Raw genomic sequence first — 14,587 nt, forward strand, 5'->3', positions numbered from 1 at the left:
CCTTTGGCCTTTTTCATGGATGAGCAAGCCGCATGCGTCGTGTCGTATTCAATCAGAAAGGGGGCGTTGGAAAATCCAGCATTGCCTGTAATCTTGCCGCCGTCAGTGCTGCCGAAGGTTACCGAACGCTGCTGGTTGACCTCGATCCCCAGGCCAACTCGACTCACTACCTCACGGGCTTGATCAACGAGCACATTCCCGCCGGCATAGCCGACTTTTTCAAACAAACACTGTCCAGCGGCTTCGAAGGCAGAAGAAATCGAGTGGCCATCACCGAGACCCACTACGACAACCTTCACCTGGTGACCGCCAGCCCTGAACTGTCAGACCTCCAGTCAAAACTGGAGAGTAAATTCAAGATCAACAAGCTGCGCAAGTTACTGGTTGAGTTGTCCGAGGATTATGAGCGCATCTATATCGATACGCCTCCTTCACTGAACTTCTATACGTTCAGTGCACTGGTGGCAGCAGATCGGTTGCTGATTCCATTCGATTGCGGCAGCTTTTCACGTCAGGCGATGTACCGTGTCATCGCACAGGTAGAAGAGCTACGTCTTGATCACAATGAATCACTGAAAGTGGAAGGGGTGGTGGTCAACCAGTTCACCGGGCATACCAGCCTGCACCAATCTCTTGTGAATGAGCTGTTGGCCGAAGGTTTGCCTGTTCTGCCGGTTTACCTGAGCAGCTCCGTCAAGATGCGTGAATCTCACGAAGTGTCAGTTCCCATCGTCCATTTGGCCCCGCGCCATAAGCTTTCGCTGGAGTTTGCTGGCTTGCTGGATGCCCTGGAGCGGGCCGCTTAGCTTCATCACAGAAGGGTCGCTACAAGCGTAATCGCCCCTTCAGCCAGTGTCAGATCTGCCGGCGCCGGTGATTCAAGGCCAGTTTGTACAGCTGAAACACTGACGAAACATTCCGGCCATATGATTCGCGTCACTGAAACCTGGGAGGGTTGGAAATGAATCGGCCATCAAGAAGTATGCGCAAACTGCTGGACGCCGTTGCCAGCAACAATGAGGCAGCAGCGCTTGAGGTGATGCGTGCTGCCGAGCAGCTTCAAGATGAGGTATTGCGCCAACGAATGCTCAACCTGATTCATCGGCTCAACCAAGACGCCAATGACTTGCGAATGGCGCGGGACGATATCCAGGGCGGAGCCATCAAGCTCGCGTGACCCGCGATGCCAGTCAGTTAAACCCCGAATATAGTGGAAGCGATGCTGGTAAAGGGAATGGCCGTCGTCATGCGCCCATCATGCGAAAGTGGCTCGGCGGCGGTTTTTAATCGAGTTTAAAGAGGATGAACAAAGCGCGAGCGCGGAGAAAAAACCTGTTCTCCGGCCGCAAAGCGTCGTAGTTTACGCGCCATAACTAGAAGGACGTTGGGGGTATAAGTGGGAGCTTATCGTCTGTTATTGGCCGTTCTGGTCGCTGTTTCTCATATGGGCAAGACGTTCATGGGGTTAAACCCCGGCGTCGTTGCCGTGATTTCCTTCCTGATCATCAGCGGTTTCGTGATGACCTCGCTGATCGAGCGCAACTACAAGGCGTCGGAGAAAGTCGGCCTGTTCTACCTGGACAGGGTCTTGCGCCTTTACCCTCAGTTCCTGTTCTACTTCGTGGTCTCTTGCACAGTGATCTATTTCCTGTTGCCCGACACGCCTCAAGCGGCCGAGCTGACCCTCAGGAACATTGCCGCAAGCCTTCCTATGATTCCCCTCGGGTTCTACATGTTCGGTGCCGCCGGGGTGGAGATCCTGCCGCCCGCCTGGTCGCTGGGACTTGAGATGTGTTTCTACCTGGTGATCCCTTTCCTGATCATCTACAGGGCGCGGGGCGTTGCCTTCGCCTTGTCCGTTGCCGTATTCATGGCTGCGTGCCTTGGCTTCATCAACACCGACCTGTACGGCTACCGCTTGCTCCCGGGCGTCCTGTTCATGTTCCTGTGCGGCAGCTACCTCTACAAACCTCAGGCGAAGGGTTTAGCGATCGCTGCGGGCACCGCCGTAGCGGCAGCATTGATTTTTGTGGCGATCATGGCGGGGCTGATCGAGCGCCGACCGTTCAACGCCGAGGTGACCGCCGGCATTGCGCTGGGCGTACCCGCCGTGTACTTGCTGACGAAACTCAAGTTTCACCGGGCTGACGAGTTCCTCGGGAATATCAGCTACGGAGTGTTCCTGAATCACTTTGTGGTGATGTACTTCCTGCGCGCTTTTTGGCCGGTTGCATACGATGGCCACATCGTTGCAACGGTGCTGGCTCTGTCGTTTTTACTGAGTGGCGTTTCGTACTACTGCGTCGAGCGGCCAGCCTTGAAGCTTCGGCATGCGCTTCGAGCCGGCGCGAAGTCTGAAGTGGGTCAAGTGCGGGGCAGCGAAATTGCGGCTTAGTGGCCGTGGTGGTTGCAGTCGCTGTAATTCTTTTGCTCTATGTGAAAACAGATGGGGGCGCTTTTAAAAAGCGCTGCTCATGATCAGGATCCGGCAACAGGCATGTGTCGTATTTCCCGAAGAGCCGATAACGATTGAGCGCAATGCGGTCGTATGCCCAATCTAGAAGTTTGCGAGGGAAGATGCGCAACAGACTTACGGGGCGCCAGACTACGGAAAACTGGCCGATGATTTCGAAAAATGCATCCGAACGCGTCCAGTAGTGTCGGTCGCGGATCACCGCCATGGTGTCGAATTGATCCACGGGCAAACCTGCCCAGGCGAGCAGAGCCTGCCCCTCGGGTGACTGAACCGCCGCCAATCGCACGCGCCGCTGGCGGTCATGGCGAATCAAGAACTTCGCCCAGGCATTGCATAGCTTGCAGACACCGTCGAACAAGAGCACCGTCTCTCCGGGTTTGAGCAGTGGCGCGGGTGAGGGGCGGATTTGCGAGGCTGGCATAAGTGTGGGTCCAAGGGAACCTGGTTTGTGTAAGCGGGATCTCGGTTAAACCGGCGCTAGCAGCACCTTGAGTGCTGCATTTGAGGCTCGAGGCCGCACACTTCTGCCAGCTTGGGGACGCGCTACAGCGATCAGCCGTTGGCGTGATCGGCCGCCTTGGCTTTGCTTACAGCTACAGCGGCTTCAGCCTTCTGTTTCTGTGCAACCTGGAAGGCTTTCATCGAGACTGTCCGGGCCGACTCCATGCGTGCGAAGGTTCGATCACCGCCACCGGTGGCCATCGCCAGAGAAGAAGCGGTCAGAGTGGCGACTACGAAGAGAACTTTCATGGATTTCATTAGGGTATCCTCAAGTGAGATTTTGTGAACAGCTAACAGCGGGATTTATTTACTAAAGCTGAACTTCCTTGTTCAACTTGGGCTCATCATCCAGCCAGTGCGGTGTTTCTTGTTGTCCAGGCGCTTTGCTCCATGCGACCTTCGGTGCCTTTGCTTTTTGCCCAGGCAGTGAGCAGTACCATCATTCCGAATCCACCGACGATGAGAACCGGATAGGCTGCCAGCAACTCTACCAGCGAGTATTTCCAGGCCAGCGGACGACCAACACCCAGCATGGCGGCATAGAACCACGACACGCCAGAGAGCGCGCCCGAGAACAGCGCCAGCATGCGCAGGCTGAAGGAGAGATTCAGTAACGAACCGGCTTTTTTCAGCGCCGGCAATACAGCGCTGTGCAACAGGAAGCCGTTAAAGGTCAACAGCACAACTATGCCGATTTTGGCTTGCAGTTTTGGATTGAGGAAATACTCCATCCCCTTGCCGGCATAATCGATCCCGATAATACCGATGCCCGTAATCCAAAGCGCTACAAGTGCAAGCGATACGGTTTTTTGAAGGCTTTCCATATGCGCGTCATCATGATGACCTGACGCATCACCCTTCAGAAGTTGCTTGACCATTGCAATGTCACTGGTCAAAACCAGCCCGATTGCCACGCAGCAGGCGATAAGGTGGAAATATACAACGCCCAAGCGCAAATATTCCACGGTGGACGAAGAAAGCATACTAAGTTCCATGGTTACCTCTTGGATTCAATAGTGAATCAATATAGCCCTCAGCACGGCTTAATTGGAGTTTGCCGTTGCTGACTGCCATTTAGATCCAGCAATTTTTATCAATTAATCTTGCGGCATTACGCAGCCAAGATAATAGCGATATTCGCGAATGATTTTTTAATCATTCGATCATGTCCATATTCAGGTAACAAAAAACATCATCCGCACTGAGTGCATATGAGGTTTAACTTCCACTTCTGGGGGGGCAGACGAGGCCCATAACTCTATCGGAGAGCGGATCAGGCAATGTTGGTAGGGTTGGCCGGACTTCCGCCCCATTCGAGGAAACGAATCTTGTGAACCTCACCCTCGCTGTCTTCATAGACCAGGGTCACCGGTACCACGCCGGTCTTGTCGGATGTATCGGTACGCTGCAGAACTCTCTGCACATCAATATCCATCCCATAGTGGTATTCGACGGCTGAGACATGCGCGCCGGGTTCTTGCAGGCCGTTCTGGTCAAAGACACTTGGCGCGAGACTGGAAATCACGGCACTTACTACTGTAGCTATATTCATAAGGCTGTACCTCTTCTGAAGTTCGCTTAACGGGGACTTAATGTGACACATGATGAACGCGAAGTTCAGTTTACCTCGACGAACGTGCCTTCCTGAAAAGCCTGTAGTGGCTGCAAACTCCCGGCAATTCCCCGCGCTTGACGCCTTTCGACCATTCGTCCTTTAACCCCCGTATTTGTTGGTCAAAGTCCGTTTTTGAAGGATGTCATGACATGTCATGGTGGATTTTCACGCTAGGTGAATCAGTGATTTCTATTCAGTAGGCCGAATCCTGACGACCGAAAACACCTGCTATTGAGCCAGGGGAAAAATGGCGGATATCGGCTAATGCCGATCAGTTAAGCCACAACGCAATCTGTAGCAGCTGGCGTAGCCTGCGTTCGGCTGCGCAGCAGTCGTAAATCCGGCTGCACGATCTCTCTGACGTACCGCGAACTCTGATTTTACGACTGCTGCGCAGCCGAACGCAGCCTTCGGCAGCTGCTACAAGGAAGGCGTAGCGTCTGGGCATTAGGGTATTGGCCGATTTCTACCTGTCATCGAGGGCTGTATCCGATCCATGGCGGACTCTCGGAGACAACCTTTGGCATCTCCATGATCGCAATGAAACCAATATGCTCAACGTAGAAACGCGTGCTATCAGCGACTATATTGCTGCAATCAATGCACTAATGTCCTGCAGTCAACCAGTCTTGTTCATCTGGAGATCAGTTCTCACACTGGGGCCACTAATTTGATTGCGGTTTCTGACTGAAGGAGAAATGACCATGGTTTCTGCGATCCGGTTTAGCCAGTTCGGTAATCCTGAAGTACTGCAAATGGAGACCCTGAGCGAACAATCGCCTGGGCCCGGTGAGGTGTGGCTTGAGCAAGAGGCTATAGGTGTCAATTTTCTCGACGTTACCCAACGTAAGGGAGCGGTGCCCATTGCGTTGCCATCCGGACTCGGGCTGGAAGGCGCGGGGCGGGTCGCTATTGTTGGTGCAGGCGTCAGCAATGTGCGAACAGGGGATCGCGTCGCCTATGCCACCGGCCCAATTGGCTCGTATGCTTCGGCCCGGCTTTATCCTGCGCAGCGCCTGGTCAAAATTCCGGATGCACTGTCGTTTGATGATGCAGCCGCCGTCATGTTCAAGGGCATCACCGCACAGTACCTATTGAAAGCCACCTATCCCGTAGGGCCCGGCACAACCATTCTCCTCTACGGTGTGGCGGGAGGGTTGGGGGAAATTATGGTGCCGTGGGCGAAGCACTTGGGGGCCACTGTGATCGGCGTCGTTTCAAAGTCGGCCAGTGTCGAAAAGGCTCGGCTGCTGGGGTGCGATGAAGTTCTGGTGTTTGATGCTGCGAGCCTGGCATCGGATGTCGCTCGTATCACTGGTGGTCAAAAGGTCGACGTCGTCTATGACCCGATAGGGCGTGTGTCTTTCCAGGCGTCCCTGGATAGCTTGCGACCACGAGGTCTGATGGTATCGTTCGGAGCTTCATCCGGTGCACCCTCAGCCGTGGAACTGTCGACACTCAACTCCCAAGGCTCCCTGTACCTGACACGTCCTTCGTTGGCCGCTCATACGGCGAGTGCATCCGAGTACCAGGAACGAGCGCAGGATGTGTTGGCAGCCATAAGCGCGGGTATTATCAAACCGCGGGTCCGGGCAAGCTACTCTCTGGCGGACGCAGCATTGGCGCACGCCGACCTGGAGTCGGGGCGTTCATCGGGGGCGATCATTCTAAAACCATGAATCCTGATGTTCTGAACAATCAGCACAGTGACGAAATCGCTGCGTTTCTGGCCGTTGCCTCGCAAGGCTCATTTGTCGGGGCTGGCCGGCTATTGCAGCGGCACCCTACAGTCGTCTCTAAACGACTCGCCGCCATGGAAAAGCGCCTTGGCGTTCGGCTCGTGGAGCGTTCAACCCGGCAGGTTCGAATTACTGAAACGGGTGCCAAGCTGGAGCAGCGCCTTCGCTCAGCCATCGAATTGATGGATGAGGCGCAGCAGCAAGCGTCCGAGGGCGCCAGCGAAATTCGCGGTACTTTGCGGCTTGCATTGCCGGCAGCCATGGGCAGGCTTTGGCTTGGCCCGATGCTGCCGGAGTTTCTCAAGGATCATCCGCATGTCTCGATCCTCGCAGACTATAGCGAGCGTCTGGTCGACATCATTGATGAAGGTTTTGACGCTGCGACCCGAATCGGTGAATTGGAAGACAACCGGTTGATAGCCAGAAAACTGAGTGACCATCGCAGGATACTGTGTGCCTCGCCCGCTTACATCAGAAAGCACGGCATGCCCGAAACTCCACAGGATCTGATCAGGCACAATTGCCTTCGCTTCAGTGGCCTTGCGTCTTTTCCTCAGTGGAGACTCCATCGCGGCAATGAGCTGCAGGCGGTTTCTCCGAAAGGAAACCTGACTGCCAATGACAGTGAATCATTACTTGCAGCGGCTCGCGCCGATGCCGGAATTCTGGGGGCAGGTGACTGGTTGATGAGCCGTGATATTGCTGCCGGGAGGCTGCTGCATATCCTTCCTGACTGGCAATTGGACACCGCTGGTGGGGTCTATCTGGTCAGGCCATCGGCCAAATTTCCGGGGGCCGTGGTTGTCGCGTTCAAACAATGGATCGAGTCAAAGTTTAGCCCCGCGCCTCCATGGGCCATTTGAAAAAAAAACGGTATCTCTCTGATTGATCGATTCTGTACCGTCCGGCCCGGCCCGTTGTCTTAATGACCACAGCCCCCCGTTAATGATGCGAGACGCAAAATATCAAAGGTGGATCGCAGCCGCGGTCCGGAAAAGAAACCGCGGCGACCGATCAATCAGGCGGCGGGGAGCAGGCCTTTCTGTTTGGCGACATGAGTCGCCAGTGCGTCCATCAAGTCCGGGGACAGGCAGTCATAGGGTTCCAGGCCGATCGAGCGCAGGCGCTCGCGGATAGCCTTCATTTGTGCTGGCGGAGTGCCGGTTTCGATGATGGAGGACACGAACGCCGCGAATCCCGGCGCAGCCCATCCGCTCTGTGGCGAAAGCTCGGTGTGGACGAAGTCCAGGCCATAAAACGCATGGTCCTTGTTCTCGATGCGCCCAAAGAGATGGGCGTGACACTGCTTGCAAGCGTGGCGCTGGATGGTGGCGGTTTTGTCGACAATCTCCAGTTTTTCGCCGTGGGCAATGACGCTGACCTTATCTCGAGGCACCACCGCGATGACCGCGAATGTCGCGTTTTGTGGTTTCCAGCATTTGCTGCAGCCGCACGCGTGGTTATACAGAGTTTGTGCGTCGATCTTGACCACGACCTTGTCGGTCGCACACAGGCATTGCAGGGTGCCACCGGCGAAATTCGCGGCGGCGGGTTGAATACCATTGTCCAGTGCCGGGTGAAGTTGCAAGGTGCTCATGCTGGCGTCTCCGTTTCAAGGTGTCAGACAAAAGTGCCTGGGGCCGTGCCCCAGACCGGTAGTTCATCGGAACTCGATGACGGCGCGGATCGATCGGCGTTCATGCATCAGATCGAACCGCGGCGGATTTCGAAAAGGACACAGTGCATAAACGAGTGACCTCCTTCGGTGCGAGCGGTCGGTTACCCAGATCAAGAATAGTCTGCGTTGGCGCCTCGAGCGCGGCTCGGGCCAGCGCACGGAGCAATCCATACGTTCTACTGCCGACTTCGCAGGCAATCCAAGAAAATCTCAACGTTGAACGTATCAAGGGTGTTTTCACACAGCCTGAACTGTGGATTCAACCGGTCGACGTAACAGCTGCCACCCATCCCAAAGGATCAACTCACAGATTAGGTAGCTCCATTCGTAGGATCTCCTTCAGCAAGCATTTGTTTGAGGTAACCGCGCTCCTGGGCTCCGGGCAGCACACCAGAGGTCTTGGCATCTAGCACACAGACACCTTCTGCATTGAGTACCCGTACTTCAGCCATCGCATGTCCACGATCATCAATTTCTGCGATATACCAATGACAGGTGAGCTGCTCCCCCGCGTAAACCGGCCTCTTAAATTCGAAGCTCATCCCGGTTGCCAACCATCCGATCTGCCCGCCAATTTCGGTGACGAGGGTGGCTGTCAAAAGACCATGGGCAATGGGCGCCTTGAACCTGCGCAGTTCCGCATAGCGTACATCGCAGTGAACCGGATTGTAGTCCCGAGAAATCTGCGCGAATTGACAAATATCATCAGTTGAAAAACAGCGGACTATCGTGAATCGGTCTCCGACCTCAAGACCTTCGGCAGCACGTTCTCTTGGACTTTTCATCACAACTCCTTGGAAGGTCAGGGGAGGCGCCTAAAAAGTATGTTCGGGGCCCGGAAATGTTCCTGCATTCACCTCAAGCGCAAACTCATTTTGAAAATGGATCAATCCAGCACCTGCCCGGTGAGCAGAACGACTGCAATGATGATCATGGCCGCGCCGGAGAAACGGCTGACGAAGCGAGCCGCAACTGGACGTGCTTGCAGTACCACCTGTGAGCCAAATCCGACCAGCAGATAGATCACACCGCAACTGACGGTGTGGATGAGCCCCAGTGCAATCATCTGCATCGGCACAGGCCAGGCTGCGGTGGTATCGGTGAACTGGGGCAAAAGCGCCAGGAACAGCAGGAACACCTTCGGATTCAGCCCGCTCACGCAAAGACCCTTGATCGCCCAGCGCTTCCAGGAACCCGACGTCTGGACATCATCAGAGTGTGGCGTAGCGGGGTGGGCAAGCATATTTAGACCTAACCAAAGCAGGTAGGCCGCCCCGGCAACGGTCAGTACGGTCAAGGTAGTGGGGTGGTTGGCAACCAGCGTGCCAACACCACCGGCAACAATCATGGTTGCGATCAAATGGCCGGACAAGAGCCCGCCCACGGCGGGTATGACCACTCGGCCTTTCAATCCCGCCGAAATCGCATAGGCCCAATCTGCGCCCGGCGTAATGACGAATAGAATCGACACTGCCCAAAAGGCAACAAAAACGCTCAAGGTCATGGTGCTACCCACCTCTGCCACTGACTCACCGCGTGCTGCATCGTCCCGCTCCGGTAATTATTGGTACGGGGAAGAATAATGAAATCTTGTTAGAATTTACTTCCAAAGATAATCATCTGATTGCTGCAGGCGGGGAGATTCTTCTAAATGGACAGGATTGATCGCAAGATTCTTTCTGAGCTGCAAAAGGACGGTCGCCTTTCGGTCACCGAACTCGCCGAACGGGTAGGGCTGAGCCTTTCCCCTTGCCATCGACGGGTACGGGCACTGGAAGAGTCAGGTGTGTTGCTCGGCTATCGGGCACAACTTGATCCAGGCGCATTGGGCCTTAACTTTTCCGCCATGGTGTTTGCCACATTGCGTGAAGGTGACAGGCAGGCCGTTGATGCCTTCGAGAGGGCACTTGTTGATATCCCGCAAGTCGTCGACGCTCAACGATTGTTTGGCGAGCCGGACTACCTGTTGCATGTCATTACTCAGGATTTGCCTGCGTTTCAAAGGCTCTATGATGAGAGCCTTTCGACGCTGCCCAACGTGCAACGTCTGACCTCAACGCTTGTAATGAAACGGGTCGTTCAGGACAGGCCCCTTTCTTTTTGATCGGGGCCAGAGCGTCAGGATTGGCTGGTCGCCTTATCCGCGATCAGATCTCGCTGATATTGACCCAGCGCTGTTCCCGCGCCGCCAATCGAATCGCCGTCGCCAGTCGCTCCACTTCCAGGGCTCGCTCGAAATCAGTGCCGGCTTGTCCGTGGCCGGCCAAGGCCATGATCAACTCATGCACTTCCAGTGTCTTCAACTCGTTGTAGCCCAGCTGATGCCCCGGCGCTGGACTGAACGCTGCATATCCGGGCAGGTTCGGCCCGGCCAGTAAACGCTGGAAACCGTCCTGGCCGACACGGCACAGGCGTAACTCATTCAAACGCTCCTGATCGAATGACAGGGTCCCTTGGGTGCCACTGATCTCGAAACTCAGATGATTCTTGTAACCGTGCTTGAGCCAACTGCTGCTGAAGGTGCCACGCGCACCGCTGGCGAAGCGCAGCAATGCATGGACCTGATCGTCGACGGCAATGGTGCGTTGTTCCTGGCTACCGGTTGTGGCCGGGCGCTGGCGGTGCACGGTCTGGGAATCGGCGCATACCGCTTCGACATTGCCGAGCAGATAGCGCGCCATGCCCAGCAAGTGGCTGCCCAGGTCCGCCAGCGCGCCACCGGCATGTTCGGTCTCACAGCGCCATGACCAGGGGGACGCTGGATCGGCCATGAAGTCTTCGCTGAATTCGCCTTGAAAGCTGATGATCTCACCGAGTTTGCCGCTCTGAATCAACTCCCGCGCCAGGCCGATGATCGGGTTGTGCTGGTAGTTGTAGCCGACACGGGTGACTACGCCAGCATCCTTGGCCGCCAGGTGCATGGCATTGGCCTGTTCAAGGCTCACCGCCAGCGGTTTTTCGCAGTACACCGGTTTGCCAGCGGCAATAGCGGCCATGGCCATCGGATAGTGCAGGTGGTTGGGTGTGGTGATGGCGATCAGGTTGACCTTGGGGTCGTCGATCAATTGCTGCCAGTCGCCATAGGCCTGCTCAAAGCCCCAGGCGGTGGCACATGCCTGGGCACGGACGGAATCGGCGTCGGCCAGGGCGGCGAGGCGAAGCGTGAAGGGCAGTTCGAATGCTGCGCTGACGTTGCGAAAGGCCAGGGCATGGGCACGCCCCATGAAGCCCGTGCCGATAAGTCCGATTCCGAGTTCGCGCATGACAGGATCCTTTGGATTTTTGTTTTCAGAGATCCTGTTTATAGAATAAATATTCCTTTTCATCAATTAACGGAATAAATATTTACAGCGGGCCATTGAGTCGCTGCGCGCGGAGTCGTAACGCCAGTGTCCTGGTCAGTCTTCGAAGCCGACCTGCTCGTGAATCTCATCGACCTTCAACTCCAGGCGATAAGCCACGGCAATGAACAGCGCCTGGCACAGGCACAAGGTCGCACTCAACGAGCGAAACGCAAACGAGGAACCTTCATTGACCAGCAGCACCGTGTTCGCACGTTTGGCCAGTGGCGAGAGATTACTGTCGGTGATGATCAGGGTTTTCGCTTGATGGTGCTGGGCGATGCGCAGGCAGTGCTGGGTTTCCTTGCCGTAGGGCGTGAAGCTGATGGCGATCACCAGATCATTGGCGCGCACGCTGCGCATCTGCTCGCGGTAGCTGCCGCCGAGCCCTGAGACCAGGTGGATGCGCTTGTTGGTGTGTTGCAGGTTGTAGACCAGGTAATCGGCTACCGCGAATGAGCGGCGCACGCCGACCACGTAGATGTTGTCAGCATTCACCACCAGGTCCACGGCCTTGTCGAAGGCCTGGTCATCGAGTTCCAGCCCCAGCCGTTCGATGCCCGACAGGGTGGCGTTGATGCATTCGCGCGCCAGGTCGCCGCCGCTGGCTTTCTGCGACTTGTTGGTGATCATGCTGCGAATGCGCTGCTGGTAGTTCTGCACCGGCGTGGTTTTGTGGGTGTAGGCCTCGCGGAACAGGGCCTGCATTTCGCTGAAGCCGCTGAAGCCGAAACGCTGGGAAAACCGCACGATGGCCGACGGATGCACTTCGCACTCGCGAGCGATGTCGCTGATGCGGTCGACCATGATCCGGTCGCTTTGCTGGCTCATGTAGCTGGCGATGCGTTTGAGCTGGCGCGGCAAGCTTTCGTATTCGTTAGTGATCAGCTGCAGCAGGCGCTCGGCATTGATCGGGGGGGTGACAAGGTCGCTCTCGGGCGTGCTCTCGGTCGTAGCCGGCTGATCGGTGCGGGACATTAGGAAATCCTTCTGGCTTGTTCTTATAGGGACGATTTTTCACCTCGTCCCCCGACAATAGGTTGGCTGTGCGCAGTCTACAGGGTAGGCCCGAATAAAATCTTGAGCTTGCAGCAGTGTGAAGCTTGCTGAAACGATGCACTGCTTCTGGAACGCCTGTGCCAAAGCTTATTGGAAAAATAATTCCATGTAAAAAATATTTGGAATAATTATTGATTGTTCGGTCCCGGTCGTTTTAGTCTGCCTCCACCAAGAGTGTTCGGCGCGGTCATCGCCCCGAACGCAGGCTGATAAAAATAACAGGAGCCAGCATGGGCCAGACTCGTTTTGCCAGTGGGCGTCAATTGGATCTGATTTGCCTGGGGCGCCTAGGCGTCGACCTCTATGCGCAGCAAGTCGGGGCGCGGCTGGAGGATGTAAGCAGCTTTGCCAAGTACCTCGGCGGCTCGTCCGCCAACATCGCCTTCGGCACCGCGCGGTTGGGGCTCAAGTCGGCGATGCTGAGCCGGGTAGGGGACGACCATATGGGGCGCTTCCTCGTTGAATCCCTGGCCCGTGAAGGCTGCGATATCAGTGGCATCAAGGTCGATCCGGAGCGCCTGACCGCCATGGTCCTGCTGGGTCTCAAGGACCGCGAAACTTTTCCCTTGGTCTTCTACCGCGAAAACTGCGCCGACATGGCGCTGCGGGCCGAAGACATCAGCGAAGCCTTCATCGCTTCCAGTAAAGCCTTGCTGATCACCGGTACCCATTTCTCCACCGATGGCGTGTACAAGGCGAGCATCCAGGCCCTGGACTATGCACAGAAGCACAACGTCAAACGGGTGCTGGACATCGACTACCGCCCGGTGCTCTGGGGTCTGGCCGGCAAGGCGGACGGTGAAACCCGTTTCGTCGCCGACCAGAACGTCAGCCAGCATGTGCAGAAAATCCTTCCGCGTTTCGACCTGATTGTCGGGACTGAAGAGGAGTTTCTGATTGCCGGCGGATCCGAGGATTTGCTCACTGCGCTGCGCAACGTCCGGCGGCTGAGTGCTGCGACATTAGTGGTCAAACTCGGTCCGCAAGGCTGCACAGTGATTCATGGAGAGATCCCGGCCCGTCTCGAAGACGGCTCGATTTATCCCGGTGTGCGTGTGGAAGTGCTCAATGTGCTGGGGGCCGGCGATGCCTTCATGTCGGGCTTCCTTAGTGGTTGGCTGGAGGATGCCAGCGATGAGCGCTGCTGCCAGTTGGCCAATGCCTGTGGTGGTCTGGTGGTCTCGCGCCATGCCTGCGCCCCGGCGATGCCGACCCGCGCCGAACTCGATTACCTGTTCAACAGTCCGGTGCCGATTACCCGTCCGGACCAGGATGGGGTGTTGCAGCGCCTGCATCAGGTCAGCGTGCCGCGCAAACAGTGGAAGCAACTGTTCATCTTTGCCTTCGACCATCGCGGGCAACTGGTGGAACTGGCCCACAAGGGCGGCCGTGACCTCAACGCCATCAGCGAACTCAAGCAACTTTTTATTCAGGCCGTGGAGCGGGTCGACGCCGATTTGCAAAAGCAAGGTATCGATGCCGATGTCGGGCTGCTGGCCGATCAACGTTTCGGCCAGGACTCACTGAACGCCGCCACCGGTCGCGGCTGGTGGGTGGCGCGGCCGGTGGAAGTGCAGGGTTCGCGGCCATTGGCCTTCGAACACGGTCGCTCTATCGGCAGCAATTTGGTTGCCTGGCCACAGGAACAGATCATCAAGTGCCTGGTGCAATTTCATCCCGATGACGAACCGTTGCTGCGCCTGGAACAGGAAGCACAGATCAAGGGTTTGTATCAGGCATCCCAGGTCAGCGGTCATGAACTGCTGCTGGAAATCATCCCGCCCAAGGATCACCCCTCGGCCCATCCGGACGTGCTGTATCGCGCCCTCAAACGCCTTTACAACCTGGGCATCTACCCGGCGTGGTGGAAGATCGAAGCGCAAAGCGCCGAGGAGTGGCAGCAACTCGACGAACTGATTCAGGAGCGCGATCCGTACTGCCGAGGCGTGGTGCTGCTGGGCTTGAATGCTCCGGCATCAGCATTGGCCGAAGGCTTTCAACAGGCCAGCAAGAGCCAGACCTGCCGCGGGTTTGCCGTGGGCCGGACGATTTTCCAGGAGCCAAGCCGTGCGTGGTTGGCCGGGGAAATCGACGATGAGGCGCTGATTCACCAGGTGCAAGGCACCTTTGTCGAATTGATCGATGCCTGGCGCACGGCCCGCGCATGACGTGACACCG

Annotated in this window: 16 protein-coding genes; 7 read left to right on the top strand and 9 right to left on the bottom strand. The window is 56.4% G+C overall.

Annotated elements, in window-relative coordinates; translation table 11 throughout:
- The first annotated feature begins 32 nt into the window (after window positions 1-32).
- The 3 genes from PMI28_RS15500 (at window position 33) to PMI28_RS15490 (ending at window position 2,395) form a co-directional block, all read left to right on the top strand.
- Window positions 33-806, top strand: coding sequence for a ParA family protein (locus tag PMI28_RS15500; protein WP_007986574.1), 774 nt, complete (start codon window positions 33-35; stop codon window positions 804-806).
- Between the two features lie 155 nt (window positions 807-961).
- On the top strand, window positions 962-1,177 hold the full coding sequence (locus tag PMI28_RS15495) for a hypothetical protein (RefSeq protein WP_007986577.1): 216 nt from the start codon (window positions 962-964) through the stop codon (window positions 1,175-1,177).
- Between the two features lie 219 nt (window positions 1,178-1,396).
- Entirely contained in the window at window positions 1,397-2,395 is a 999-nt protein-coding gene (locus PMI28_RS15490; RefSeq protein ID WP_007986579.1) for an acyltransferase family protein, read from the top strand.
- A gap of 37 nt (window positions 2,396-2,432) precedes the next feature.
- Here PMI28_RS15490 and PMI28_RS15485 read toward each other — a convergent pair whose 3' ends face one another.
- The 4 genes from PMI28_RS15485 to PMI28_RS15470 all read right to left on the bottom strand — a co-directional run bounded on the left by PMI28_RS15485 (window position 2,433) and on the right by PMI28_RS15470 (window position 4,529).
- On the bottom strand, window positions 2,433-2,897 hold the full coding sequence (locus tag PMI28_RS15485; protein ID WP_007986581.1) for a thiol-disulfide oxidoreductase DCC family protein: 465 nt from the start codon (window positions 2,895-2,897) through the stop codon (window positions 2,433-2,435).
- A 131-nt stretch (window positions 2,898-3,028) separates the two neighbouring features.
- Window positions 3,029-3,235 carry a co-regulatory protein PtrA N-terminal domain-containing protein gene (locus tag PMI28_RS15480; RefSeq protein WP_007986583.1) on the bottom strand — a complete coding sequence of 69 codons (207 nt, stop codon included), beginning with the start codon at window positions 3,233-3,235 and terminating at the stop codon, window positions 3,029-3,031.
- Window positions 3,236-3,321: 86 nt separating this feature from the next.
- A complete protein-coding gene (locus PMI28_RS15475) occupies window positions 3,322-3,972 on the bottom strand; it encodes a hypothetical protein (protein ID WP_007986585.1) in 651 nt (216 codons plus the stop codon).
- A gap of 278 nt (window positions 3,973-4,250) precedes the next feature.
- Entirely contained in the window at window positions 4,251-4,529 is a 279-nt protein-coding gene (locus tag PMI28_RS15470; RefSeq protein ID WP_007986586.1) for a DUF2790 domain-containing protein, read from the bottom strand.
- 767 nt (window positions 4,530-5,296) lie between these two features.
- On the opposite strand from PMI28_RS15470, the gene PMI28_RS15465 reads away from it, so the two are divergent.
- Both PMI28_RS15465 and PMI28_RS15460 read left to right on the top strand, forming a co-directional pair.
- Window positions 5,297-6,271, top strand: a complete 975-nt coding sequence (locus PMI28_RS15465) for a quinone oxidoreductase family protein (protein WP_007986588.1) — start codon at window positions 5,297-5,299, stop codon at window positions 6,269-6,271.
- Window positions 6,268-7,194 (top strand): LysR family transcriptional regulator, encoded by a 927-nt coding sequence (locus PMI28_RS15460; RefSeq protein WP_007986590.1) that lies wholly within the window; start codon window positions 6,268-6,270, stop codon window positions 7,192-7,194. Before PMI28_RS15465 ends, PMI28_RS15460 begins: the two co-directional genes overlap by 4 nt.
- Before the next feature lie 155 nt (window positions 7,195-7,349).
- Here PMI28_RS15460 and gfa read toward each other — a convergent pair whose 3' ends face one another.
- The 3 genes from gfa to PMI28_RS15445 form a co-directional block, all read right to left on the bottom strand.
- Window positions 7,350-7,928 carry an S-(hydroxymethyl)glutathione synthase gene (gene gfa / locus PMI28_RS15455; protein ID WP_007986592.1) on the bottom strand — a complete coding sequence of 193 codons (579 nt, stop codon included), beginning with the start codon at window positions 7,926-7,928 and terminating at the stop codon, window positions 7,350-7,352.
- Between the two features lie 392 nt (window positions 7,929-8,320).
- Window positions 8,321-8,794, bottom strand: a complete 474-nt coding sequence (locus PMI28_RS15450) for a MaoC family dehydratase (RefSeq protein ID WP_007986594.1) — start codon at window positions 8,792-8,794, stop codon at window positions 8,321-8,323.
- A gap of 101 nt (window positions 8,795-8,895) precedes the next feature.
- Entirely contained in the window at window positions 8,896-9,513 is a 618-nt protein-coding gene (locus PMI28_RS15445) for a LysE family translocator (protein ID WP_007986596.1), read from the bottom strand.
- A 147-nt stretch (window positions 9,514-9,660) separates the two neighbouring features.
- Here PMI28_RS15445 and PMI28_RS15440 point away from each other — a divergent pair, with 147 nt between their 5' ends.
- Window positions 9,661-10,113, top strand: a complete 453-nt coding sequence (locus PMI28_RS15440) for an Lrp/AsnC family transcriptional regulator (protein WP_007986598.1) — start codon at window positions 9,661-9,663, stop codon at window positions 10,111-10,113.
- Between the two features lie 43 nt (window positions 10,114-10,156).
- Here PMI28_RS15440 and PMI28_RS15435 read toward each other — a convergent pair whose 3' ends face one another.
- A complete protein-coding gene (locus tag PMI28_RS15435; protein ID WP_007986599.1) occupies window positions 10,157-11,272 on the bottom strand; it encodes a Gfo/Idh/MocA family protein in 1,116 nt (371 codons plus the stop codon).
- 135 nt (window positions 11,273-11,407) lie between these two features.
- A complete protein-coding gene (locus tag PMI28_RS15430) occupies window positions 11,408-12,328 on the bottom strand; it encodes a MurR/RpiR family transcriptional regulator (RefSeq protein WP_007986602.1) in 921 nt (306 codons plus the stop codon).
- A 311-nt stretch (window positions 12,329-12,639) separates the two neighbouring features.
- On the opposite strand from PMI28_RS15430, the gene PMI28_RS15425 reads away from it, so the two are divergent.
- Complete coding sequence (locus PMI28_RS15425) at window positions 12,640-14,577, top strand: bifunctional 5-dehydro-2-deoxygluconokinase/5-dehydro-2-deoxyphosphogluconate aldolase (RefSeq protein ID WP_007986604.1); 1,938 nt, start codon at window positions 12,640-12,642, stop codon at window positions 14,575-14,577.
- The last annotated feature ends 10 nt before the right edge of the window (window positions 14,578-14,587 follow it).

The organism is Pseudomonas sp. GM48, from assembly GCF_000282335.1.
In the GTDB taxonomy this organism is placed as follows: Bacteria; Pseudomonadota; Gammaproteobacteria; order Pseudomonadales; family Pseudomonadaceae; genus Aquipseudomonas.